This is a genomic window from Streptomyces sp. NPDC058664 (assembly GCF_042716635.1).
GTDB lineage: Bacteria > Actinomycetota > Actinomycetes > Streptomycetales > Streptomycetaceae > Streptomyces.
In genome coordinates, this window is sequence record NZ_JBHXRW010000024.1 from 1 (window position 1) to 24,037 (window position 24,037).

Below are 24,037 nucleotides of genomic sequence, written 5' to 3' on the forward strand. Positions count from 1 at the left end.
GCAGGGGGGACCCTGTGGGAGAGTAGGACACCGCCGAACAATTTTTAGCCTCAACCCCCGGACTCTGTCCGGGGGTTGAGGCATTTTTGCGTTCTAGGCTGTGCGCATGCGCTACGACTTGGTCATCTTCGACAACGACGGTGTGCTCGTGGACAGCGAGCCTCTTTCCAACACTCTGCTGGCCAGCTACCTGACGGAGCTGGGGCATCCCACCTCGTACGAGGAATCGGTGCGCGACTACATGGGGTCCGCCATGCACCGTATTCACGAGCTGGTCGAGGAGCGGAGCGGGCAGCGGTTGCCGGTGGAGTTCGACGAGGTCTTTCACGGACGGGTCTTCGCTGCTTTTCAGGCTGAGCTCGAGGCCGTCGTCGGGGCCGAGGAGGTGCTCAAGCAGCTTGCCGCGGGCGGGGTTCCGTACTGTGTGGCCTCTTCCGGGAGCCATGAGCGGATTCGCGTGGGGCACCGGAAGACCGGGCTCGACGCCTGGTTCCCGGACGAGATCGTGTTCAGTGCCGAGGACGTCGGGAGGGGGAAGCCGGCGCCTGATCTGTTCCTTCACGCCGCTGCACGGATGGGGGTGGCGTCCGAGCGGTGTGTGGTGGTCGAGGACAGCCGGCTCGGAGTCCAGGCGGCGGTGGCGGCCGGGATGGACGTGTACGGGTTCACCGCCATGACACCCGAGGAGAAGCTGGCCGGGGCCGTCGGTTTCTTCCGGAGGATGGACGAGCTGCCCGCGATATTGGGGTTGTGATCCATCTACCCCGCGGTAAGTTCCGGCCGTACGCTGTGCCGCCATGACGGATGCGCGGTTGCGGCGTGGGCGGGGATCCCTGGCGGTCAGCTTCTTTGTGCAGGGCGTCACCTTCGCTCTGCTCGTGACGCGAATACCGGCGATCCAGGAGCGGTACGGGATCTCGGACGGGCTGCTGCCGGTCTTCCTGGCCGCCGTGCCGATCCTCGCCGGGGTGGCGAGTGTGGCGACCGGGAAGGTCGTCGCCAGGGTGGGGCCGGCGGTGGTGCTGCGGTGGGCGCAGCCTTTCGTCCTGTTGTCCCTGCTCGCCGTGGGGGTGGGCGGCGAGCTGTGGCAGGCGGCTGTCGCCCTGGGGCTCTTCGGGCTCGCGGTCGGCGCCCTCGACGCCTCCATGAACATGCTGGGGGTCAGCCTCCAGCGGGCGTACGGGCGGAGCATCATGCTCGGCTTCCATGCCGCGTACAGCCTCGGTGGGATCGTGGGGGCCTCGCTGGCCTGGGTGGGGGCGCACTGGGATCTGTCGTTGTTCGTGTCGTACCTGCCTGTGGTGGTGCTCCTGCTGCCCGCCGCGTTCGTCGGCAGCCGGTGGTACGTGGCCGGTCGGGAACAGCCGGTGGAGGCGGTGGGGGAGAGCAAGGGGAGCGGGATGCCGTTCACGCTGTTGCTGCCGCTCTGTCTCGTCATGACCTTCGCGTACATCGGGGACTCGACCGTCTCCAACTGGAGCGCCAAGTACCTCCAGGACGTGCTGGGGAGTTCCGAGGAGTTGGCGACCGTCCCGTACAACGCGTACATGGTGACGACGCTGCTCGGGCGGGCCGTCGGGGACTTCGGGGTGCGGCGGATGGGGGCCGCGGCGGTCGTGCGGGCGGGGGCCGTGCTCGCCGCGCTGGGGTTCGCGGTGGTGGCGGTGTCTCCCGGGGCCTGGGTGGGGATCGCCGGGTTCACGGTGCTGGGGCTCGGGCTGAGCGTGATCGTGCCGCAGACCTTCGCGGCGGCGGGGAGGCTGGCTTTCGAAAGTCACAGCCCCGGGGACAGCGACGCGGCCGTGGCGCGGCTCAACGTCTTCAACTACGTGGGTTTCCTCGTCGGGTCGCCTCTGGTGGGGGCGCTCGGGGACGCGTGGAGCTATCGGGGGGCGATGCTGGTGCCGATGGTGCTGGTCCTGGTGACGGTGGTGTACGCCACGTCGTTCGGCTCGGGAGCGGCCCGATACGGTGGCGGGCATGAGCGGCCGCGCACTGTTGATGTGGGATGAAGCTGTCACGGGATACGACTTCGGGTCCGAGCATCCGATGGATCCCGTACGGCTCGCACTGACGATGGCGCTGGTGCGGGCGTACGGGCTCGACCGGGCGGTGGACGTCGTGGCGGCGAAGCCGGCCGGGGACTCGACGCTGCGGCTCGTTCACCGGGAGGACTACGTGGCGGCGGTCCGGGCCGCGTCGGCGGATCCGCGGCACGCGGACCAGGCGTACGGGCTCGGCACGGTCGACGATCCGGCGTTCGCCGGCATGCACGAGGTGTCGGCGCTGATCGCCGGGCAGTCGGTGGGCGCGGCGGAGGCGGTCTGGCGCGGGGAGGCCGCCCACGCGGTGAACTTCGCGGGCGGTCTGCACCACGCGATGCCGGGGGCGGCCTCGGGGTTCTGCATCTACAACGACGCCTCGCTGGCCATCGCCCGGCTGCTCGAACTGGGCGCGGAGCGGGTCGCGTACGTGGATGTGGACGTGCACCACGGGGACGGGGTGCAGGCGGCGTTCTGGGAGGACCCCAGGGTGTTGACCGTCTCGCTGCACGAGCATCCGCGGACGCTGTTCCCGCAGACGGGGTGGCCGGAGGAGACGGGCGGGGCCGGGGCCGGTGAGGGCGGGGCCGTGAACGTGGCGCTGCCGGCCGGGACGGGGGACGCGGGGTGGCTGCGGGCCTTCCACGCGGTCGTACCGGAGCTGCTCGCGGACTTCCGGCCGCAGGTGCTCGTCACCCAGCACGGGGCCGACACGCACTTCGAGGATCCGCTCGCGCACCTGGCGGTGTCGCTGGACGCGCAGCGGGCCGTGCAGGAGGCCTGTCACGAGCTGGCGCACGAGCATGCCGGGGGGCGGTGGCTGGCCCTGGGCGGTGGCGGGTACGCGGTGGTGGACGTCGTACCGCGGTCGTGGACGCATCTGGTGGGGATCGCGGCGCACGCCCCGGTGCACCCGGAGTCGGTGATCCCCTCGTCGTGGCGGGACGAAGTGTACGCGCGGACCCGGCAGTCGGGGCCGGCGCGGATGACGGACGGGCTGTGGCCGGTGGGCTTCCGTGACTGGTCCGAGGGGTACGACCCGGCGGACCGGCTGGACCAGGCGGTGCTCGCGACCCGCAAGGCGGCTTTTCCGCTGCGGGGGTTGCTCGCCTAGGGGTACGTCCGGAACGTACCGGTGGGCGTTACGCCGACTGTGCGGTGTCCGGAGGGTTCGGGCTCCGTGGCAGGGGTGTTCCGGCAGCATCGGGTGGGTGTTGAGTACCGGGGCGCTGCGGGCGCATCTGTTGGCGGCGGGGTTGGCGGGAACGGTGGCGACGTCGCGGGAGGAGAGCCTGCGGAGCTATCGGCTCTTCGCGGCGCGCGATCCGCGGGTGTTGTTGGGGCTCGACCCCGCCTGGGGGTGGGGTGAGGCCGATCTGTTGCGGCTGATGGCCGACAAGTGCGGGGTGTCGGACGATCCGGAGCACCGGTCGGGACCCGACGTGATCGATCCCGAGCGTACGGTGCGGGGACTCGACGCCTTCGCCGCGCGGTTGGGGGCGGCGGCGGCGCGGCGGGTTCCGGTGCTCCTCGGGACGGGTCATCCGCACCGGCTGCTCGGTTTCTACGTCGCTCTGGCAGACGCCTTGTCGGCGGCGGGATGTCTTGTCCTCACACCGGCGCAGGGGCGATGTGTCGACATAACGACCCGGTTCGGTCTACGCACGTACCTCCTCGACTACGTCCAGGGGGTCGCACTGGTGCGAGAGCCGGGGCCGTCGGGGGGCGGGCGCGAGCCGGGGGCGCACTCCCACTCGCCGCTGCCGGTCAGGGCCGCTCTGGAGAGCGCGGCGGAGTGCGGCGGGCTGCTGCCGGAGCTCGTGGTCGGGGACCACGGATGGGTCTGCGGGGCAGGTCAGCTGGGTATCGAGGCCATCGGTCTCGCCGATACGGATGATCCGGCGCTGTTCGTCGGTGAGGCGGAGGGGCAGGTGTCGGTCGCCGTTCCGCTTGATGACGGCGTGCGCTCCGACTACTACCGTCCACTGACGCGCTATGTACTCAATCGAGCGTGTCTGTCACGGTAAACGGCCGAAGGCAGCTCCTCTTCCCCACTCGTACCACCCGCCCCTAGGCTGGAGCGTGAGCGCTCGGCGACGAAGAGTCACCGGAGGGGAAGCCGGTGGGCGTCGCGGCGGAAGGTACAGGTGGGTCATGGCTGCTGGCGAACGACCTCTCAACGAGGTCAAGTTTCTGACCGTGGCGGAAGTCGCCTCGGTGATGCGCGTGTCCAAGATGACCGTGTACCGCTTGGTGCACAGCGGTCATCTGCCGGCTATCCGGGTGGGCAGGTCCTTCCGGGTGCCGGAACAGGCGGTTCACGAGTACCTGAGGGAGTCCTTCGTGGGGGTGGGGACCGCGTAGCGCGCGCGTGGCGGCAACGCCGGGAAAGCTCCGTATGTCCCTCGGATTACAAGCGGGGTGCTCGGGGCGGTAGGCTAGGCCGACGTAGGTCGTGTGGGCCCAGACGCCCCGCACCGATCCCCGCCGGGAGGCGGGGATGTTCCGAGAAGTGAGCGAGGGTAGTCGTGGGCTCTGTTATCAAGAAGCGGCGCAAGCGGATGGCGAAGAAGAAGCACCGCAAGCTGCTTAAGCGCACGCGCGTTCAGCGTCGCAACAAGAAGTAAGGCGACAGCTGCATCGCAGCGTTTCGTGCGTCAGGCGTGGCCCTTCACCGTTCGCGGTGAAGGGCCACGCTTTATTTGCGCGGAAATCCTGAGGCGCTACGGTGGCGACCAACGGAAGACGGACGGAAGGCGCTGATCTTGGGCAAGGTCGTGCTCGTCACCGGTGCCGCCCGGCATCTCGGGGGCCGCTTCGTGCGGCGGATCCAGCGGGATCCGGAGGTGGAGCGGGTGATCGCGGTGGACGCGGTCGACCCGGCGCACCAGCTCGGCGCCGCCGAGTTCGTACGGGCCGACATCCGCCGGCCGGAGATCGCCAAGGTGCTCGCCGAGCACGACGTCGACACGGTGGTCCATCTGGACGTCACCGGGACGGCGCTCGGCGGCGGCGGCCGTACGTCGGTCAAGGAGACCAACGTCATCGGCACCATGCAGCTGCTCGGCGCCTGCCAGAAGTCGCCGCGGATCAGCCGGCTCGTGATCAAGTCCAGTACCAGCGTCTACGGCTCCGCGCCCCGCGACCCGGCCGTCTTCACCGAGACGACGGCCGCGAAGTCGCTTCCCAGCGGGGGCTTCGCCAAGGACGCGGTCGAGGTCGAGGGATACGTACGGGGCTTCGCCCGGCGCCGCCCCGACGTGGCCGTGTGCGTGCTGAGGTTCGCGAACATCCTCGGCCCCCGGATCGACTCCCCGCTCGCCGAGTACCTGGCGCTGCCGGTCATGCCGACCGTCCTCGGCTACGACCCGAGACTGCAGTTCGTCCACGAGGACGACGTGATCGACGTCCTGCGCCTGGCGGCGCACGAGCCCCGCAGGGCCACCCTCAACAGCGGCACCTTCAACGTGGCGGGCGACGGGGTCCTCCTGCTGTCCCAGTGCGCGCGGCGGCTCGGACGGCCCACGGTGCCGGTACTGCTGCCCGCGGTCACCTGGGTGGGGACGGCGCTGCGCACCGTCGGGATCACCGACTTCGCGCCCGAGCAGATCCGGCTGCTCACCCACGGCAGGGTCGTCTCGACGGTCCAGACGAGTGAGGTCCTCGGGTTCTCGCCGCGCCGCACCACGGCGGAGACCTTCGCCGACTTCGCGCGCGGCCTGGGGCCTGGGCTGCTGCCGCCCGAGGTGCTCGCCGGCGTGGTGGACCGGATCGTCGGGCGTCTGGTTCCGTCCGCCGCCCCGCCCGCTCCCGCTGACCCTGTTTCACCTGCTCGCCCTGTTTCATCTGTTCCCCCCGTTCACGACGGCCCCTGAGGAGACCGGACAGCGATGGCGGACGCCAAGGTCATTCCGTTCGACGACGACCGGTCGCGGGCCCGGCGACGGCCCGGCCGTGCCGACGGCGAGGCGGCGGACGTACGGGCCCTGCCAGGGCCGCAGCAGGGCCCTCAGGAGCCGGGGGAGGGCCTCCGGGGCGGTCTGCCGGCCGGCGGCGCCGAGGAGGGCGCCCGGGAGGCCGGCTGGGAGCGGCGGCTCGCGGGCGGGCTCGCGTTCCTACGCCGCCGGATCACCGGCGACTACGAGGTCGACGAGTTCGGCTACGACGAGGAACTCACCGACCAGGTCCTGATGTCGCTGCTGCGCCCGCTGTACGAGAAGTACTTCCGGGTGGAGGTGAAGGGCGTCGAGAACATCCCGGCCGAGGGCGGGGCCCTGATCGTCGCCAACCACTCGGGGACCCTGCCGCTGGACGGGCTGATGATGCAGGTCGCCGTCCACGACCACCACCCGGCCGGGCGGCACCTGCGGCTGCTCGCCGCCGACCTGGTCTTCGTGCTGCCGGTCGTCAACGAACTGGCCCGCAAGGCGGGACACACCCTGGCCTGTGCGGAGGACGCGGAGCGGCTGCTGCGCGTCGGCGAGATCGTCGGCGTGATGCCGGAGGGCTTCAAGGGGATCGGGAAGCCGTTCGGGGAGCGGTACAAGCTCCAGCGGTTCGGGCGGGGCGGCTTCGTCTCGACGGCGCTGCGGGCCGGAGTGCCGATCGTGCCCTGCTCGATCGTCGGGGCGGAGGAGATATACCCGATGATCGGGAACGCCAGGACGCTGGCGCGGGTGCTCGGCTTCCCGTACTTCCCGCTCACCCCGACCTTCCCGTGGCTGGGGCCGCTGGGGGCGCTGCCGCTGCCGACGAAGTGGACGATCCAGTTCGGCGAGCCGATCCCGACGGACTCCTACGCGCCGGAGGCGGCGGAGGACCCGATGCTGATGTTCAACCTGACGGATCAGGTGCGGGAGCAGATCCAGCACACGCTCTACAAGCTGCTGGTGCAGCGGCGGTCGGTCTTCTTCTGAGTGGTGTGCCGGGCATGGAAGAAGGGGCGCCCCCCGTCCGTGGGGGCGCCCCTTCTTCTTGCTAGCGAGCGTCCTCGCTGTCGATGCCGAGGCCTGGAAGCAGGCCCGGCAGGAGTGGCGGAAGGGTCACGTCCGGCGCGTCCGGTGCCGCCTCGTCGGCGGAGGGGACCGTCGGCGTGCCGGTCGGGGAGGGCTTGAGCAGTCCGCCGGCGCTGCCGCCGAGGAGGCCGTCGTCCTCCGGTGAGACGGTGCCGCCGTCCGAGCTCGGGGCGGCGCCGGTGCCGGTGCCGGACGGGCGGGGTGGTGCCGAGTGGCTGCCCGAGGGAGTGGTCTCGTCGGGGGAGGGTGGACGCTGGGCGTCCGTCCCCTGCGGGGCCTCCGGGGTGCTGGGGGTGCTGCTGGGGCTCTCCGAGGTGATCCCGCCCTTCTCCGGGGTGCGGGGAAGCACCGACTGGAGCGGCTCGACCTCTTCGTCCATGGCGTCGAAGACGTACGTCACCTCGCTGCCGACGTCCGCCAGTTGGACGGGAAGCCGGTCGCGAAGGCCGTTCCAGGTGTCCCGGTGCGCCTGGGCGAAGGAGTTGAGCCGGGCCATCGGGGCGATCGCGCCGTCCCGCTGGTACGCCTGGCGGAGCAGACGGTGGCCTTCGCTCGCGTCGTGCTTCATCCCGCCCAGGACGCGGCGGATCTCGCTGAGCGACTCGTGGTCGAGGTCGCCCGAGCGGCCTCGCTCCATGAGTCTGCGTGCCTCGCTGAGGCGGGTGGACGCCTGGTCGAGGTAGATGCCGCCGCGGTCCGCGTCGTCGTCCGCCATTCCCAGCTTGATGTCTTCCATGCCTCGCTTGAGCCCGTAGAGCGAGTCACCGGGAAGCGCGTCGGAACTGGCAGCGGCCACTCCTCCGAAGGCACCCGCGGCCACACCGACCGTGAGGCCGCCGGCTGCGAGGCCCTTGGTCCAGCGGGAACGGGGGCGCAGCTTCCGCAGGGGGGACGCCCGGTGGGCTCCCTTGCCGTGGGAGGTGCGCTGTTCCGGCACCGTAGGGCCGGCGGTCGCGCTCCCCTCCATGAGCATCGCTTCCATGGCGGCGACGAGCTGGGCTCGCTGCACCACCTTGACCTCGGGGTCCAGTTGTGGCTTCGGCAGTTCGCCGAGACCGTTCGCCAAGGCCAACAGCCGTCCCTGCTCGGCCGTTTCGGCCGGGGCATCGGACTGCTCGGTCGCCGCGCCCTCGGACGCCCGGTCCTCCAGGGTCTGGGCGAAGGCGTTCGCCCGCCGGTGCGCCGATACGTTCGCGATCACTGGCGGCACCTCCTCTCGTCATGACGGTCGACTCCCCGGGGTGTCCGGAAGGTTGCACACCTTGAGCGCATCCACACGAAAGAGTGAGTGGCAGCGGACATGGCGTGTCCACAGGGAGCCTGCATCCCGCACAACGAGCGGCGCGGCACTTGGGTTACGCGCGAAAGATGATCGGACCAGTGCGTCATCGAGGCGTCACCGCATGTGAGTGGAGTGGGGTCGTGGGGATGCGGGGGGCGGGGCCGTGGGCCGGGGCTCTGGGGCGCGTGTGGGGGGCGCGAACCGGTCAGCGGGCGTCGTCCGGCAGGAGGCGGGCCAGGGTGCGGACGGCCCGGTACTGAAGGGTCTTGATGGCCCCCTCGTTCTTGCCCATGACCCGGGCCGTCTCGGCGACCGAGAGGCCCTGGAGGAAGCGCAGGGTCACGCACTCCTGCTGCTGGGGGTTGAGGCGGCGGACCGCGTCGAGGAGGGCGGCGTTGGAGAGGGACTCCAGGACGGAGTCCTCGGGGCTGCGCTCGACCTCGTTGGCGTCGAGCATCTCGCCCGTGGTGACTTCCAGGCGGAAGCGGCTGGACTTGAAGTGGTCGGCGACCAGGTTCCTGGCGATGGTGACGAGCCAGGCGCCGAAGTCGCGGCCCTGCCAGGTGAAGGTGGAGATCCGGCGCAGGGCGCGCAGGAACGTCTCGCTCGTGAGGTCCTCCGCCGTCGCCTTCCCGCCGACGCGGTAGTAGATGTAGCGGTAGACGGTGTCGCTGTACTGGTCGTACAGGCGGCCGAAGGCCTCGGCCTCGCCCGCCTGGGCGCGTTCGACCAGGTCCATCATGCGGGCGCTGTCGCTGTCGGCGGTGGGTCGGCGGGCGGGGGTCGAGGTCGCGGAGCGGGCACCGCGTCTGCCCACGGCGGCGCCGCCGTCGGCCAGGGCATAGCAAGGGCCGGCGGGTGCCGGGGCGGCAAAGGCGAATGCGGGGACAGGGCCGGCGTACGCGGTGGGGACGAAGCCGCGCAAGTGGTCGAGGACCGTTGCGCGCAGCGTAGCCAGGCCCGAGGTGTCAACCCCGACGTGTGGGTACACGGGACTCCCAGAGGCAGAGCTTCCATCACGTGCAGTGCGGGACCGTTCACCCGTCGTGGCGACGTGAGGGGTCCTTAGTGCGTCTGAGGAGAATAACGCTTCGTACAGGCAGCGCTACACCCAGTTGCCTAAATCACCGGTTACGTCGATTCTGTTACTGCTTGTAGTCGTAAATCATCGCGGTTCGTGATCAGTTGTTGATCGGTTTGCTTTCGGGTGTGACTGCACGGGCGTTGCGTTGTGCTCAAGTGCGGGGCGCGTGAGTGATCGTGGCCGCTGCGGGGTAAGGAGCCCGGAATGCCCGTCGGTCGACCTGTGCGGTGGTGTTCGACCACGGATGGGTGAGGGCGACTGGTCCGGGGTTGTCGCAGGTGATCGCAGCCGAAACGTATCGGCAGGTGCGTGGGAAGGGGTGGGGTGACCCGACCTCAGTGGCGGCGGCGGTGCAGGGCGACCGCGGCGGCCGTGCCGCCGGCCAGAGCGCCCAGGCCCGCCGCGGCGGGGATGCCGACCTTGGCGGCCTTGCGGCCGGTCCGGTAGTCGCGCAGCCGCCAGTCCCGGTCCTTCGCGTGCCTGCGGAGCTTGGTGTCCGGGTTGATCGCGTACGGGTGCCCGACGAGCGAGAGCATCGGGATGTCGTTGTGCGAGTCGCTGTAGGCGGCGCAGCGACCCAGGTCGAGGCCCTCGGCGGCGGCGAGCGCCCGTACCGCCTCGGCCTTGGCCGGTCCGTGCAGGGGCTCGCCGACCAGCTTGCCCGTGTAGACGCCGTCGACGGACTCGGCGACCGTGCCGAGCGCGCCGGTCAGGCCGAGTCGGCGGGCGATGATCGTGGCCGTCTCCACCGGGGCGGCCGTGACCAGCCAGACCTTCTGGCCCGCGTCCAGGTGCGCCTGGGCCAGGCCCCGGGTGCCGGGCCAGATGCGGTCGGCCATGTACTCGTCGTAGATCTCCTCGCCGATCGACATCAGCTCGGAGACGCGGTGGCCCTTGACGATGGACAGGGCGCTGTCGCGGGCGTCCTGCATGTGCTCGGGGTCCTCGACGCCGGCGAGCCGGAACCAGGCCTGCTGCCAGGCGAAGCGGGCGAGTTCGCGGCGCTGGAAGAACTTCCGCTTGTAGAGGCCGCGGCCGAAGTGGAAGATCGCGGCGCCCTGCATCACGGTGTTGTCGAGGTCGAAGAAGGCGGCCGCCCGCACGTCGCCGACGACCGGGAACTCGGGCTCGACCGGCGCCTCGCCCTCCGCGGTGGCCGCCGCCTCCTCCCGCTCCCGTTCCAGCTGGAGCGAGGACTTGCGCGCTGCCTCGGCAGCGGCCTCGCCTGCGAGGACGCTGCGCGCGGTGGCGGAGCGCCTACGTGGGGTGAGCCATCCCAGAGCGGCCATGTCGTGAGCATAGCCAGTCTGTTCGGAACTTCCTGACTTGTGACGATGCCGAGGCGTGAACAGTGTGGGGCTCCCCTGTTAATCGGGTCCCGCGCGGTCTTCTTGGGCTTCCGTCCGGGCGTGGCGGGCTTCGGGCCCGGCGGCGGGAGAATGGACGGCATGTTCGGACGGACGAAGAAGAAGGACGCCGGGTCGCGCACCGTGACGCTGATCGGCAAGCCGGGATGCCATCTCTGCGACGACGCCCGCGCGGTGATCGAGACCGTGTGCGCGGAGACGGGGGCGCGCTGGGAGGAGAAGGACATCACGCAGGACGAGGAGCTCCACCGGGCGTACTGGGAGCAGATTCCCGTCGTCCTGGTCGACGGCGAGCAGCACACCTTCTGGCGCGTCGACGCGGGGCGGCTCCGGCGCGAGCTGGGCGCGTGACCGGAAGGCGGTTACCATCGTGGACGTTTTGTTGTGTTTCGGGGGCGGCATCGTGAGGAGTGTGTGCGGTTTTGCCCCCTTCGGGTTCTCAACGCACTGAGGCGTCGCCCGGTTCCGTGATGACGCGAACGGCCCGCGTGACCCCGGTCACTTTGGCCGGACAAAACGGACACCATCTTTGTGCACGCGTTCACAAAGACATAGCCTGCATTCGACGGGGCGGTCTTGGGACATATGGCCGCCTGCAGCCCCGCTCATCCCGCAGGAGCACCGTGGCAACTGGCCGAACTCACCGACCGGCGACCCGTAGCCGAGGAATTCCCGAGGCCACCGTCGCCCGGCTTCCGCTGTATCTCCGCGCACTCACCGCGCTCTCGGAGCGTTCCGTACCCACGGTCTCCTCCGAGGAGCTCGCGGCCGCCGCCGGGGTCAACTCCGCGAAGCTGCGCAAGGACTTCAGCTACCTCGGCTCCTACGGCACCCGCGGGGTCGGCTACGACGTCGAGTACCTCGTCTACCAGATCTCCCGCGAGCTGGGCCTCACCCAGGACTGGCCGGTCGTCATCGTCGGCATCGGCAACCTCGGTGCCGCCCTCGCCGGCTACGGCGGCTTCGCCTCCCGCGGCTTCCGCGTCGCCGCGCTGATCGACGCCGACCCCGCCATGACCGGCAAGCCGGTCGCCGGGATCCCCGTCCAGCACAGCGACGACCTCGAGAAGATCATCGAGGAGGACGGCGTCTCCATCGGCGTCATCGCGACCCCGGCCGGCGTCGCCCAGCAGGTCTGCGACCGGCTCGTGGCCGCCGGAGTCACCTCCATCCTGAACTTCGCCCCGACCGTGCTCTCCGTGCCCGACGGCGTGGACGTACGCAAGGTCGACCTCTCCATCGAGCTGCAGATCCTCGCCTTCCACGAGCAGCGCAAGGCCGGCGAGGAGTCGAACGCCGAGACCGGCACGGACACCGGCGCCGAGGCGGAGACCGCCGTGGCCGCCGTACCGCCGGCGCCCCGTGGCACCACGGGCGGCAACCGCAAGGGACCCGACGGGGACGTCCCCGCCGTGATGCCGGCATGAGCCTCCTCGTCGTCGGGCTGAGCCACCGCAGCGCCCCGGTCTCCATCCTGGAGCGGGCCGCGCTGGCGGCGGACACCCAGGCCAAGCTCCTCCAGGACACCCTCGCCGCCGAGCCGGCCGCCGAGGGCACCGTCCTCGCCACCTGCAACCGCATCGAGCTCTACGCCGACGTGGACAAGTTCCACGCCGGTGTCGCCGAGCTGTCCACGCTGCTCGCGCAGCACAGCGGCGTCGGCCTGGACGAGCTCACTCCCTATCTCTACGTGCACTACGAGGACCGGGCCGTCCACCACCTCTTCTCGGTGGCCTGCGGACTCGACTCCATGGTCGTCGGCGAGGGCCAGATCCTCGGCCAGATCAAGGACGCCCTCGCCCTCGGCCAGGAACTGCACACCGCGGGACGCCTCCTCAACGACCTGTTCCAGCAGGCCCTGCGGGTCGGCAAGCGCGCCCACAGCGAGACCGGGATCGACCGGGCCGGGCAGTCGCTCGTCACCTTCGGCCTGGAGCAGCTCGCCGACGGCACCGACGTCGACACCTGGGCCAAGGGCAAGAAGGCGCTCGTCATCGGCGCCGGGTCGATGTCCTCGCTCGCCGCCGCCACGCTCGCGCGTGTCGGCGTCTCCGAGATCGTCATCGCCAACCGCACCCTCGCCCGCGCCGAGCGGCTCGCACAGATCCTGAGCGAGCCCGGGGGCACGGGTGTCGCCGCCCGCGCGGTCGAGATGGTTGCCGTCGGCGACGAACTGACACGTGCCGACATCGTCGTCTCCTGCACCGGAGCCACCGGACTCGTCCTCACCGGCGACGCCGTCGAGACCGCCGTACGGGGCCGCCGCACCCCGCTCGCCCTGCTCGACCTCGCCATGCCCCGCGACATCGACGCCGCCGCGCACCGCGTCCCCGGAGTCCGGCTCGTCGACATCGAGTCGCTCGCCGAGGCCTCCGCCGACGCGCCCATGGCCGCCGACGTCGACCAGGTGCGGGGCATCGTCTCCGACGAGGTGGCCGCCTTCGGCGCCGCCCAGCGCGCCGCCCACATCACCCCCACCGTCGTCGCCCTGCGCACCATGGCGGCCGACGTGGTGGCCAACGAGGTCGCCCGGCTGGAAGGCCGACTGCCCGGCCTCGACGACAAACAGCGCGCCGAGATCACCCAGACCGTGCGCCGCGTGGTCGACAAGCTCCTGCACGCGCCGACCGTGCGGGTCAAGCAGCTGGCCAGCGAACCCGGCGGAGCCGGGTACGCGGACGCGCTGCGGACACTCTTCGACCTCGACCCGGAGACGGTGGCTGCTGTCAGCCGGGCCGACCTGAATGACGCCGACGTCAAGAACCGAGGGCGAGTATGACCGAGAGGGCACTGAGGCTCGGGACCAGGCGCAGCAAGCTCGCCATGGCCCAGTCCGGGCACGTGGCCGACGCCGTCCGGCAGCTGACCGGCCGGCCCGTCGAGCTCGTGGAGATCACGACGTACGGGGACACCTCCCGGGAGCACCTCGCGCAGATCGGCGGCACCGGCGTCTTCGTCGCCGCCCTGCGTGACGCGCTGCTCGCCGACGAGGTGGACTTCGCCGTCCACTCCCTGAAGGACCTGCCGACCACCCAGCACCCCGACCTGGTGCTGGCGGCGATCCCGAAGCGCGAGGACCCGCGCGACGTACTGATCGCCCGCGACGGCCTGACGCTGGACCGGCTGCCCCAGGGCGCCCGGATCGGCACCGGCTCGCCGCGACGCACGGCCCAGCTCCACGCGTACGCGCGCAGCCACGGCCTGGAGATCACCTGCGTCCCGATCCGGGGCAACATCGACACCCGGATCGGCTACGTACGCAAGGGAGAGCTGGACGCGGTGGTCCTCGCCGCGGCCGGCCTCAACCGCATCGGCGGGACGGCGGAGCTCACCGGCTCCCTGTCGCTCGACCACCTGTCGGTCGACTCCGTCCTGCCCGCCCCCGGCCAGGGGGCCCTGGCGATCGAGTGCCCGGCGTCGAACGCCGCACTCGTCACCGCGCTCGGCGCGCTCGACGACCCGCGCACGCGGGCCGCCGTGACCGCCGAGCGATCCCTGCTCGCCGCCCTGGAGGCCGGCTGCTCCGCACCCGTGGGTGCGCTGGCCGACCTGCTGGCCGACGACCCCGGTCACGGGCAGGTTGTCACCGAAATGCGCCTGCGCGGCGTCGTCGGCACCACCGACGGCTCGACGCTGGTGCAGCTGTCCACCACCGGACCCGTACCCACCTCGCACGACGAGGCCATGGCGCTCGGACGCGAACTCGCGGACGAGATGCTCGCCAAGGGTGCGGCCGGTCTTATGGGGGAGCGAGCACTTTGAACCCCGCCAGCCCGACCACCAGCCCGCTGTACCCGGCCTTCGCGGGCCATGGGCACGTCACATTCCTCGGCGCAGGCCCCGGTGACCCCGGACTCCTGACCCTCAGGGCCGTGGAGGCCCTCGCCGGAGCGGATGTCCTGATCGCCGAGCCGGAGGTGCTCGAGGTCGTTCGCGGCCACGCGCGCGCGGGGGTGAGCACGCCGGAGCTGGCGGTCGTTGACGAGACGTCAACAACCGCCGGTGTCCCCGTGTTGAGGGACGCCGCCAATCTTGTCATGGAGGCCGCGAGGGGCGGCAGGCGGGTCGTCCGTGCGGTGACCGGCGACCCCGGCCTCGACGGGAACGCGGGAGCCGAGATGCTCGCCTGCGCCGCCGAGGGCATCCCCTTCGAGGTCGTACCCGGCGTCGCCACGGCCGTCGGCGTACCCGCCTACGCGGGTGTGCCGCTCCGTGACGCGCAGGGCACCGACGTCCGCTTCGTCGACGCGCGGACCGCCGACGAGCGGTGCTGGAGCGAGGTCGGCGCCTCCGACGGCACCGTCGTCGTGTCCACCTCGCTCGACTCGGTGGCCGCCGCCGCCGGTGAGCTCGTGGCGGCCGGCCGCAAGCCGGACACCCCGCTCACCGTCACCATCGCCGGCACCACCACCCGCCAGCGGACCTGGAACGCCACGCTCGGCACCATCGCCCAGGTCTTCAAGCAGGGCAAGGTGCTCCCCTCGCCCGAGGGCCACCGGCCGGTCATAGCCGTGGTCGGCGAGCGCAGCGCCCCGGCGCAGCGGGACCAGCTGTCGTGGTTCGAGTCCAAGCCGCTCTTCGGCTGGCGGGTCCTCGTGCCGCGCACCAAGGAGCAGGCCGCGTCGCTCTCCGACCAGCTGCGTTCGTACGGCGCGGTGCCCCACGAGGTGCCGACGATCGCCGTCGAGCCGCCGCGCACCCCGCAGCAGATGGAGCGGGCCGTCAAGGGGCTCGTCACCGGACGGTACGAGTGGATCGCCTTCACGTCGGTCAACGCGGTGAAGGCCGTACGGGAGAAGTTCGAGGAGTACGGGCTCGACGCGCGTGCCTTCGCCGGGATCAAGGTCGCCGCGGTGGGCGAGCAGACCGCCGCCGCGCTCGTCGACTTCGGTGTGAAGCCGGATCTGGTGCCGAGCGGTGAGCAGTCGGCTGCCGGGCTCCTCGAGGACTGGCCGCCGTACGACCCGGTCTTCGACCCGATCGACCGCGTCTTCCTGCCTCGGGCCGACATCGCGACCGAGACGCTGGTCGCGGGGCTGATCGAGCTCGGGTGGGAGGTCGACGACGTCACCGCGTACCGGACCGTACGGGCTTCGCCGCCGCCGGCGGACACGCGGGAGGCGATCAAGGGGGGCGGGTTCGACGCCGTTCTGTTCACGTCGTCTTCGACTGTGCGGAATCTCGTCGGTATCGCAGGGAAGCCGCACAACGTGACCGTCATCGCGTGTATCGGTCCCGCCACGGCCAAGACGGCCGAGGAGCACGGGCTGCGGGTGGACGTGCTGTCGCCCGAGCCGTCCGTGCACAAGCTCGCGGAGGCGCTGGCGGACTTCGGGCTGCGGCGGCGGGAGGCGGCGCTCGAGGCGGGGGATCCGGTGACGCGGCCTTCTGAGCGGCGGCCGGGGGCGCGGAGGCGTCGTACGACGTAGTCGTAGCCGGTTGCTCGGGTGCGGGTCCCCTTGAGGGGGCCCGCACCCTTTGCGTTGCCGGGGCACTGGGGTGCGGGTCCTTTCGGGGCCCGCGCCCTTTGCGTTGCCGGGGCCTGCTGATGCGGGTTCGGGTGGAGGTGGCGCGCTCATGGTGCGGGTCCAGGCACAAGGGGCGCAGGCGCCGCCGAGGGCGCCGTCCCGTGTGCCCACCCGTCCCGCCCCAGCGGGACGATTGCCCACACGGGGGTGGGGTGGGGTGGGGTGGGGCGTGCGGTCACACGGGGTGGGACGGGACTACTGTCCGCACGGGGTGGGGGCGGGGCGTGCGGCTGCGCGGGGGTGGGGGTCGGGCGTGCGGTTACGTGGGGTGGGGGGCGGATGTGTTCCGCGACGGGGGTGGGGCGTATGCCCACAACCTGTTGGCAAAGGCACCGTGGCCGCGGGCGTAGCCTCGGGGCATGAACTCGTACGGATCCTTTCCCGGGGCGCGGCCGCGGCGGCTGCGGACGACGCCTGCCATGCGGCGGATGGTGGCCGAGACCCGGCTGCACCCCGCCGATCTGATCCTCCCCGCGTTCGTGCGCGAGGGGATCACCGAGCCCGTGCCGATCCAGGCCATGCCCGGGGTCGTCCAGCACACCCGGGACACCCTGCGGAAGGCCGCCGTGGAGGCGCTGGAGGCCGGGGTCTCCGGGATCATGCTCTTCGGCGTGCCCGAGGACGCCAAGAAGGACGCCGCCGGTACGGCGGGGACCGACCCGGACGGGATTCTCCAGGTCGCCGTCCGGGACGTGAAGGCCGAGGTCGGCGACGAGCTGGTCATCATGTCGGACCTGTGCCTGGACGAGTTCACCGACCACGGCCACTGCGGCGTCCTGGACGCCGACGGCCGGGTCGACAACGACGCCACGCTGGAACGTTACGCCGAGATGGCCCAGGTCCAGGCCGACGCCGGCGTCCACGTCGTCGGCCCCTCCGGGATGATGGACGGGCAGGTCGGAGTCATCCGCGACGCCCTCGACACCATCGGCAAGGAGGACGTGTCGATCCTCGCGTACACCGCGAAGTACTCCTCCGCCTTCTACGGCCCCTTCCGCGAGGCCGTCGGTTCCTCCCTCCAGGGCGACCGCAAGACCTACCAGCAGGACCCCGCCAACCTCCGCGAGTCGATGCGCGAGCTCGCCCTCGACCTGGAGGAGGGCGCCGACATGGTGATGGTGAAGCCGGCGGGGCCGTATCTCGACGTGCTCGCCAAGGTCGCCGAGTCCGTGGACGTGCCCGTCGCCGCCTACCAGATCAGCGGTGAGTACGCGATGGTCGAGGCGGCCGCCGAGAAGGGGTGGATCGACCGCGACAAGGCCATCCTGGAGACCCTCACCGGCATCCGGCGGGCCGGCGCGCAGCTGATCCTGACCTACTGGGCCACCGAGGTCGCCCGGACCCTGGGGTCGGCTCGCCAGTAGGGGCCGTCCGGCGCACCCTGGAGAGGTACCCGACAGGTACCTCTCTGGAGGTGGTCCTCATGATGCACACGCTTGTCGGCTGGCATGTGGAGATGGAGTTCCAGGAGGAAGGCGACCGGACGCGGGCCGCGGCCATGGTCCGGCTCTCCGACGGCACCGAGTTCCGGGCCCACGGCACCGCGAACCGGCACCCCTCCGATCCGGAGCAGCTGCGGGTGGGTGAGGAGATCGCGGGGGCGCGCGCCCTGATGGACCTCGCTTCCCAGCTGCTGCAGAAGGCGCATACGGAGATCGACGAGGTGTCGGGCCGGACCTCGCACTCCCTTCGCTGACGACGAAGCCCCCGGCACGGGATCCCGTGCCGGGGGCTTCGCCTTCGCGGCTGCCGGGAGCGTCAGAGGCGCTCGGGCGTCCGGATGCCCAGGAGGGCCATGCCCTGGTGGAGCGTGCGGGCGGTGAGGTCGCAGAGGAAGAGGCGGTTCTCCGCGACCTCCTGCGCCGGCGCCGGCTTGATGACCGGGCACTGGTCGTAGAACGTCGTGTACAGCGAGGCGAGCTGGTACAGGTACGCGGTGAGCTTGTGCGGCGCGTACTCGGTGGCCGCCTCGGCGATCACCTCGCCGAACTGGTCCAGGTGCAGGCCGAGTGCGCGCTCCGCCGGGGCCAGCTCCAGCTCCGGGTGCGCGAGCGGCACACGGTCGCCGGCCTTCCCGAAGATCGACCTGATCCGCGCGTACGCGTACTGCAGGTACACCGAGGTGTCGCCGTTCAGCGAGACCATCTGGTCCAGGTCGAACTTGTAGTCCCGCGCCGCGGACGTCGACAGGTCGGCGTACTTGACCGCGCCGATGCCCACGTACTGGCCGTTCTCGACGATCTCCGTCTCGGTCAGGCCCACCTTCTCGGCCTTCTCGCGCACCACCGACGTCGCCCGGTCCACGGCCTCGTCAAGCAGGTCCACCAGCCGGACCGTCTCGCCCTCACGGGTCTTGAACGGCTTGCCGTCCTTGCCGAGGACCGTGCCGAAGGCCAGCTGCACGGCCTTCACGTCCTCGTTCAGCCAGCCGGCCCGGCGGGCCGTCTCGAAGACCATCTTGAAGTGCAGCGACTGACGGGCGTCGACCACGTACAGCAGGGTCGTCGCCTTCAGGTTCCGCACCCGGTCGCGGATCGCCGACAGGTCCGTCGCCGCGTACCCGAAACCGCCGTCGGACTTCTGGACGATCAGCGGGGTCGGGTTGCCGTCCGGGCCCTTCACGTCGTCGAAGAAGACGCACAGCGCACCCTCGGAGCGGACGGCGACGCCCGACTCCTCCAGGAGGCGGCAGGTCTCCGCCAGCATGGCGTTGTAGCCGGACTCGCCGACCACGTCGGGGTCCCGGATGTCCATGTCGAGCTTGTCGAAGACCGAGTAGAAGTAGATCTTCGACTCGTCGACGAACCGCTGCCAGAGCGCGAGCGTCTCCTCGTCACCGGCCTGCAGGTCCACCACGCGCGCGCGGGCCCGCTTCTTGAACTCCTCGTCGGAGTCGAAGAGGGCACGCGAGGCCTTGTAGAGCCGGTTCAGGTTCGACATGGCCTCCTCACCGGAGACCTCGGCGCCGCCCTCGGCCTTGTGGTCCAGCTCGTGCGGGTGCTCGATCAGGAACTGGATCAGCATGCCGAACTGGGTGCCCCAGTCGCCGATGTGGTGACGGCGGACCACGCTCTCGCCGGTGAACTCCAGGATCTCCACCATCGCGGCGCCGATCACGGCGGAGCGCAGGTGCCCGACGTGCATCTCCTTCGCCACGTTCGGCTGGGCGTAGTCGACGACCGTCGTGCCCGCCGACTCGTTGAACGGCACGCCGAGCCGGGCGTCGGCGGCGCGGGCCGCGAGGGTCCGCACGATCGCCGCGTCGGTCACCGTGATGTTCAGGAAGCCGGGGCCCGAGACCTCGATCTCCTTCAGGACGTCGTTCTCCGGGATCGCCGCGACGACCTGGGTCGCCAGCTCACGCGGATTGCCCTTGAGCCGCTTGGCCAGCGCCAGGATGCCGTTGGCCTGGAAGTCGGCCCGGTCGCTTCGTCGCAGCAGCGGGTCGGCGGACGCGGCCTCCGGCAGGGCTGCCGAGAGTCCGTCCGCGAGGCGCTGCTGCACGGTCGAAGCGAGGGAAGGGACCGAGGCCATGAGCTTCCGTTCCTGTTGAGTCCGTCAGGTCTAATTCGCTTGTCAAGTGTCCCACGGGAGCGCAACGTGATTTCCCCGCCTGTGGACGACCTCGGACTGTGGACAACCTCGGAGAGTGTTGTTCCGTCTGGGAGAATGGCTTACGCAGGGCCGTCAGGCAGAACCCCCTCAGGAAGAAGGACGTACCGACCGTGGCTCAGAGCAGCACCGAGACCGACTGGGTCTCCCGTTTCGCGGACGAGGTCATCGCCGAGTCGGAGCGACGTGCGCCTGGCAAACCGGTCGTCGTCGCCTCCGGCCTCTCCCCGTCCGGCCCGATCCACCTGGGCAACCTCCGCGAGGTCATGACCCCGCACCTGGTCGCCGACGAGATCCGCCGCCGCGGGTACCAGGTCAGGCACCTCATCTCCTGGGACGACTACGACCGCTACCGCAAGGTGCCGAACGGCATCGAGGGCATCGACGCGTCCTGGGCCGAGCACATCGGCAAGCCGCTGACCTCCGTCCCGGCCCCCGCCGGCTCGCCCCACCCCAACTGGGCCGAGCACTTCAAGGCCGCCATGGTCGAGTCACTGGCCGAGCTGGGCGTCGAGTACGACCCCATCAGCCAGACCGAGCAGTACACCGCCGGTGCCTACCGCGAGCAGATCCTGCACGCCATGAAGCACCGCGGTGACATCGACGCCATCCTCGACCAGTACCGGACGAAGAAGGCCCCGAAGAAGCAGTCGCAGAAGCCCGTCGACGAGGCCGAGCTGGAGGCCGAGGAGGGCTCCGGTGCCGCGAGCGAGGACGACGGCTCCGGCGGTGCCTCCGGCTACTTCCCGTACAAGCCGTACTGCGGGCAGTGCGAGAAGGACCTCACCACCGTCACCTCGTACGACGACGAGACCACCGAGCTCGCCTACACCTGCGCGAACTGCGGCTTCGCCGAGACCGTGAAGCTCAGCGAGTTCAACCGCGGCAAGCTGGTCTGGAAGGTCGACTGGCCGATGCGCTGGGCCTACGAGGGCGTCATCTTCGAGCCCTCCGGCGTCGACCACTCCTCGCCCGGCTCCTCCTTCGTCGTCGGCGGCCAGATCGTCCGCGAGATCTTCGACGGCGTCCAGCCCATCGGCCCGATGTACGCCTTCGTCGGCATCAGTGGCATGGCCAAGATGTCCTCCTCGCGCGGTGGAGTACCGACCGCCGCCGACGCGCTGAAGATCATGGAAGCCCCGCTGCTGCGCTGGCTGTACGCGCGCCGCAGGCCCAACCAGTCCTTCAAGATCGCCTTCGACCAGGAGATCCAGCGGCTCTACGACGAGTGGGACAAGCTGGAGGCCAAGGTCGCCGACGGCACCGTGCTGCCCGCCGACGCCGCCGCGTACTCCCGCGCCGCCCGCACGGCCGCCGGCGAGCTCCCGCGCACCCCGCGCCCGCTGCCGTACCGGACGCTCGCCTCGGTCATGGACATCACCGCCGGGCACGACGAGCAGACCCTCCGGATCCTCACCGAACTCGACCCGGAGAACCCCGTCACCTCCCTCGACGAGGTCCGGCCCCGGCTCGACCGCGCCGAGAACTGGATCACCAGCCAGGTCCCGGCCGACCAGCGCACCATCGTCCGCGAGGAGCCCGACACCGAGCTCCTCGGCTCCCTCGACGACGAGGGCCGCGAGTCGCTCCGCCTGCTCCTGGAGGGCCTCGACACCCACTGGTCGCTCGACGGGCTCACCACCCTCGTCTACGGCGTCCCGAAGGTCATGGCCGGTCTCGACCCCGAGGCCAAGCCGACGCCCGAGCTGAAGCTGGCCCAGCGTGCCTTCTTCGCCCTGCTCTACAAGCTCCTCGTGAGCCGGGAGACCGGGCCCCGACTGCCCACGCTGCTCCTCGCCGTCGGCGCGGACCGGGTGAGGAAGCTGCTCGGCGCGTGAGTGCGTGAGTGCGTGAGTGCGTGAAAGGGCCGCCACCCGGAGACCGGGTGGCGGCCCTTTGCCGTGGCCTCGAAGGTCATCTCGAAGGTCAGGCGGTGCGGTAGTCCTGCATGTCCTGCTGGATCTGCTGCTGGATCCCGGGGATCACCTGCTGCAGCAGAGCGGGGTTACCGAGCTGCTGAGTCCCTTGGTGCTCGGCCACCATGGCCGCGAGCTCCGCGTCCTCCGGGAAGCGGTCATGCTCCACCGCGTACGCCCAGGTCAGCTTGTAGACGACCTCACGGAACTCGTCGATCTGCTGGTCCGGCTCCACGTACTCCGGATACTCGACGAACTGCTCGGGCCCCGGCGGAGGGACGTCCTCCGGGCCCTGCGGGACCGGGACGGGCGTGGGCTCGAGACCATCGACGATCTGCGGGTTGTACGTGCCCTCGTACGTCTTCGGGGTGATCTGCTGCGCGTCGAACCAGGGGCTCTCGTGGTTCACGGGCCCGCCGGGCGCCTCCGCCTCCACCTGCGCGAGCCCGACGTGCGGCGCCTGCTGCTGCGCCGACGGCGCCTGCTGCGGCACCTGCGGTGACTGCTGCGGTACGGGGACGGGTCCCTGCACCGCCGGCTGCAGCTGGGGCGCCTGCTGCGGCTGGAGCTGCTGCGCCTGCGGCTGCGGGGGCAGCAGGGCCGGCTCGATGCCGGCCGCCGCCAGGCCCGCCGCCGCCGTCTCCGCCAGCGGGACGCCGTACCGGGCCAGACGCAACGGCATCAGCGCCTCCACCGGAGCCTTCCGCCGCCAGCTCCGGCCGTAACGGGCCTGCAGACGCGCCTGGTAGATCAGCCGCTCCTGCTCCAGCTTGATCACCTGCTCGTACGAACGCAGCTCCCACAGCTTCATCCGACGCCACAGCCGGAACGTCGGCACCGGAGACAGCAGCCAGCGCGTCAGCCGGACACCCTCCATGTGCTTGTCCGCCGTGATGTCCGCGATCCGGCCCACGGCGTGCCGGGCCGCCTCGACGGCCACCACGAACAGCACCGGGATCACCGCGTGCATCCCGACACCCAGCGGGTCCGGCCACGCGGCCGCGCCGTTGAACGCGATCGTCGCCGCCGTCAGCACCCACGCCGTCTGCCGCAGCAGCGGGAACGGGATCCGCAGCCACGTCAGCAGCAGGTCGAGGGCGAGCAGCACACAGATGCCCGCGTCGATGCCGATCGGGAAGAAGTACGAGAAGGTACCGAAACCCTTGTCGAGAGCGAGCTCGCGCACGGCGGCGTACGAACCCGCGAAACCGATCCCCGCGATGATCAGCGCACCGGCGATGACGAGACCGATGAGTATTCGGTGTGTACGTGTCAGCTGCATCGCGGCCACCCGCGATCCCCTCCCGTCATTGGACAACCCGCGCGCACAGAGTGGCACATGCACACGGAGCCCGGCCCCCGGGGGAGGGACGGGCTCCGCACGCACGTGCCACTGTGCGCTGGTTTGTGACTACTTGTTGGCGGCGGCGACCGCGGCCACGGCTTCCTTCGCCGCCTTCACCGCTCCCGCCATGACGGTCTTCTCCGACGGGGTGGCCGCGCCCGCGTACCCGGCACCGTTGTACGAGAGCAGCACCAGGACGTTGCCCGTACGCGCCACGACGGAGCCGTACACGAAGTCCTCATCGGTCTTCCGCAGCTGGTACGCGACGGTCTTCGCCTCGTCGCCGATGCCCGTGGCCGTGGCCGTACGGACCTTCTTCGCGCCCGGAGTCTCCTCGATCTTGGCGAGCTCCTTCGCCAGGTTCGCCTGCGCCCGCTCCTGACCGCTGCCGAGCGTGACGTCCGACTCGTACCGGTAGAACGACACGTCGAGCCAGCGGTACTGCGAGCCCTTCACACCCATGTCCGCGAGACCGTTCCACGAGCAGCCGCCACGGCTGGTGAGATCACTGGAGGGGGCGGGCGTACCGTTCTTCGTCTTCGCCTTCGGCACCAGCGAAGCCGTCGTCTTGGCGGAGATCGCCTTGCACGCCTGGGGCAGCTCCGCGAACCTCGCCGGCTCGACCGTCTTCGTGGTCTGCGAGGGCGAAGGGGTCGCGGACGCCGAGGCGCCGCCCTTGTCCTTCGACCCCGTCGCACCGGAGCCGCCGTCGCCGGAGTCCGAGGAGCAGCCGGCGACGACGAGCATCACCGGGACGGCGGCGCAGGCGAGTATGCGGGTGAGTCGCGGGGCTGATCGCTGCATGGTTCCTTCAGTCGCTTGTCGTGCGGTCCGGCCGGGGCTCCG

At 70.8% G+C, this 24,037-nt stretch carries 22 protein-coding genes; 16 read left to right on the plus strand and 6 right to left on the minus strand.

Annotated features, from left to right (window positions below):
* Positions 1-106: 106 nt before the first annotated feature.
* From ACFWUY_RS20440 to ACFWUY_RS20475, 8 genes are all read left to right on the plus strand, one after another.
* The gene (locus ACFWUY_RS20440; protein ID WP_384110260.1) at positions 107-754 is read left to right on the plus strand and encodes an HAD family hydrolase; all 648 of its coding nucleotides are present in this window, start codon (positions 107-109) and stop codon (positions 752-754) included.
* A 43-nt stretch (positions 755-797) separates the two neighbouring features.
* Positions 798-2,012: an MFS transporter gene (locus ACFWUY_RS20445; protein ID WP_384110266.1), complete on the plus strand. Its 1,215-nt coding sequence runs from the start codon at positions 798-800 to the stop codon at positions 2,010-2,012.
* Complete coding sequence (locus tag ACFWUY_RS20450) at positions 1,981-3,156, plus strand: acetoin utilization protein AcuC (protein ID WP_384110271.1); 1,176 nt, start codon at positions 1,981-1,983, stop codon at positions 3,154-3,156. Before ACFWUY_RS20445 ends, ACFWUY_RS20450 begins: the two co-directional genes overlap by 32 nt.
* Positions 3,157-3,253: 97 nt before the next feature.
* Positions 3,254-4,069 (plus strand): phosphatase, encoded by an 816-nt coding sequence (locus ACFWUY_RS20455; RefSeq protein WP_384110274.1) that lies wholly within the window; start codon positions 3,254-3,256, stop codon positions 4,067-4,069.
* A gap of 127 nt (positions 4,070-4,196) precedes the next feature.
* On the plus strand, positions 4,197-4,406 hold the full coding sequence (locus ACFWUY_RS20460; RefSeq protein ID WP_015034391.1) for a helix-turn-helix domain-containing protein: 210 nt from the start codon (positions 4,197-4,199) through the stop codon (positions 4,404-4,406).
* A gap of 164 nt (positions 4,407-4,570) precedes the next feature.
* The gene (locus ACFWUY_RS20465; RefSeq protein ID WP_003948845.1) at positions 4,571-4,669 is read left to right on the plus strand and encodes a 30S ribosomal protein bS22; all 99 of its coding nucleotides are present in this window, start codon (positions 4,571-4,573) and stop codon (positions 4,667-4,669) included.
* Positions 4,670-4,807: 138 nt separating this feature from the next.
* Entirely contained in the window at positions 4,808-5,917 is a 1,110-nt protein-coding gene (locus ACFWUY_RS20470; RefSeq protein WP_384110285.1) for an NAD-dependent epimerase/dehydratase family protein, read from the plus strand.
* Between the two features lie 15 nt (positions 5,918-5,932).
* Positions 5,933-6,958 carry a lysophospholipid acyltransferase family protein gene (locus ACFWUY_RS20475; protein ID WP_384110290.1) on the plus strand — a complete coding sequence of 342 codons (1,026 nt, stop codon included), beginning with the start codon at positions 5,933-5,935 and terminating at the stop codon, positions 6,956-6,958.
* A gap of 61 nt (positions 6,959-7,019) precedes the next feature.
* Here ACFWUY_RS20475 and ACFWUY_RS20480 read toward each other — a convergent pair whose 3' ends face one another.
* From ACFWUY_RS20480 to ACFWUY_RS20490, 3 genes are all read right to left on the minus strand, one after another.
* The gene (locus tag ACFWUY_RS20480; RefSeq protein WP_384110294.1) at positions 7,020-8,258 is read right to left on the minus strand and encodes a DUF5667 domain-containing protein; all 1,239 of its coding nucleotides are present in this window, start codon (positions 8,256-8,258) and stop codon (positions 7,020-7,022) included.
* A gap of 286 nt (positions 8,259-8,544) precedes the next feature.
* The gene (locus tag ACFWUY_RS20485) at positions 8,545-9,330 is read right to left on the minus strand and encodes an ECF subfamily RNA polymerase sigma factor, BldN family (protein WP_384110300.1); all 786 of its coding nucleotides are present in this window, start codon (positions 9,328-9,330) and stop codon (positions 8,545-8,547) included.
* A 428-nt stretch (positions 9,331-9,758) separates the two neighbouring features.
* Complete coding sequence (locus ACFWUY_RS20490; RefSeq protein WP_384110307.1) at positions 9,759-10,712, minus strand: HAD family hydrolase; 954 nt, start codon at positions 10,710-10,712, stop codon at positions 9,759-9,761.
* Between the two features lie 150 nt (positions 10,713-10,862).
* Between ACFWUY_RS20490 and ACFWUY_RS20495 the strand changes: the two genes are divergently transcribed.
* The 7 genes from ACFWUY_RS20495 to ACFWUY_RS20525 all read left to right on the plus strand — a co-directional run bounded on the left by ACFWUY_RS20495 (position 10,863) and on the right by ACFWUY_RS20525 (position 18,014).
* Positions 10,863-11,141: a glutaredoxin family protein gene (locus ACFWUY_RS20495; protein WP_384110310.1), complete on the plus strand. Its 279-nt coding sequence runs from the start codon at positions 10,863-10,865 to the stop codon at positions 11,139-11,141.
* Between the two features lie 272 nt (positions 11,142-11,413).
* Positions 11,414-12,217 carry a redox-sensing transcriptional repressor Rex gene (locus ACFWUY_RS20500; RefSeq protein WP_384110318.1) on the plus strand — a complete coding sequence of 268 codons (804 nt, stop codon included), beginning with the start codon at positions 11,414-11,416 and terminating at the stop codon, positions 12,215-12,217.
* Positions 12,214-13,569: a glutamyl-tRNA reductase gene (locus tag ACFWUY_RS20505; RefSeq protein ID WP_384110325.1), complete on the plus strand. Its 1,356-nt coding sequence runs from the start codon at positions 12,214-12,216 to the stop codon at positions 13,567-13,569. Before ACFWUY_RS20500 ends, ACFWUY_RS20505 begins: the two co-directional genes overlap by 4 nt.
* A complete protein-coding gene (hemC, locus tag ACFWUY_RS20510) occupies positions 13,566-14,552 on the plus strand; it encodes a hydroxymethylbilane synthase (RefSeq protein WP_384110333.1) in 987 nt (328 codons plus the stop codon). The genes ACFWUY_RS20505 and hemC overlap by 4 nt, the downstream gene beginning before the upstream one ends.
* Positions 14,549-16,219 carry a uroporphyrinogen-III synthase gene (locus tag ACFWUY_RS20515; protein ID WP_384110338.1) on the plus strand — a complete coding sequence of 557 codons (1,671 nt, stop codon included), beginning with the start codon at positions 14,549-14,551 and terminating at the stop codon, positions 16,217-16,219. Before hemC ends, ACFWUY_RS20515 begins: the two co-directional genes overlap by 4 nt.
* A gap of 458 nt (positions 16,220-16,677) precedes the next feature.
* Positions 16,678-17,682, plus strand: coding sequence for a porphobilinogen synthase (hemB, locus tag ACFWUY_RS20520; protein ID WP_384110343.1), 1,005 nt, complete (start codon positions 16,678-16,680; stop codon positions 17,680-17,682).
* A 62-nt stretch (positions 17,683-17,744) separates the two neighbouring features.
* Positions 17,745-18,014, plus strand: a complete 270-nt coding sequence (locus tag ACFWUY_RS20525) for a DUF1876 domain-containing protein (RefSeq protein WP_384110686.1) — start codon at positions 17,745-17,747, stop codon at positions 18,012-18,014.
* A gap of 62 nt (positions 18,015-18,076) precedes the next feature.
* On the opposite strand, the gene argS is transcribed toward ACFWUY_RS20525, so the two are convergent.
* The gene (gene argS / locus ACFWUY_RS20530) at positions 18,077-19,852 is read right to left on the minus strand and encodes an arginine--tRNA ligase (protein WP_384110348.1); all 1,776 of its coding nucleotides are present in this window, start codon (positions 19,850-19,852) and stop codon (positions 18,077-18,079) included.
* A gap of 191 nt (positions 19,853-20,043) precedes the next feature.
* On the opposite strand from argS, the gene lysS reads away from it, so the two are divergent.
* Entirely contained in the window at positions 20,044-21,768 is a 1,725-nt protein-coding gene (lysS, locus tag ACFWUY_RS20535) for a lysine--tRNA ligase (RefSeq protein ID WP_384110353.1), read from the plus strand.
* A gap of 88 nt (positions 21,769-21,856) precedes the next feature.
* Here the strand turns inward: lysS and ACFWUY_RS20540 are convergent, their stop codons facing one another.
* On the minus strand, positions 21,857-23,137 hold the full coding sequence (locus tag ACFWUY_RS20540; protein WP_384110356.1) for a DUF2637 domain-containing protein: 1,281 nt from the start codon (positions 23,135-23,137) through the stop codon (positions 21,857-21,859).
* 120 nt (positions 23,138-23,257) lie between these two features.
* Positions 23,258-23,995 carry a DUF3558 domain-containing protein gene (locus ACFWUY_RS20545; RefSeq protein ID WP_384110359.1) on the minus strand — a complete coding sequence of 246 codons (738 nt, stop codon included), beginning with the start codon at positions 23,993-23,995 and terminating at the stop codon, positions 23,258-23,260.
* Positions 23,996-24,037: the final 42 nt, after the last annotated feature.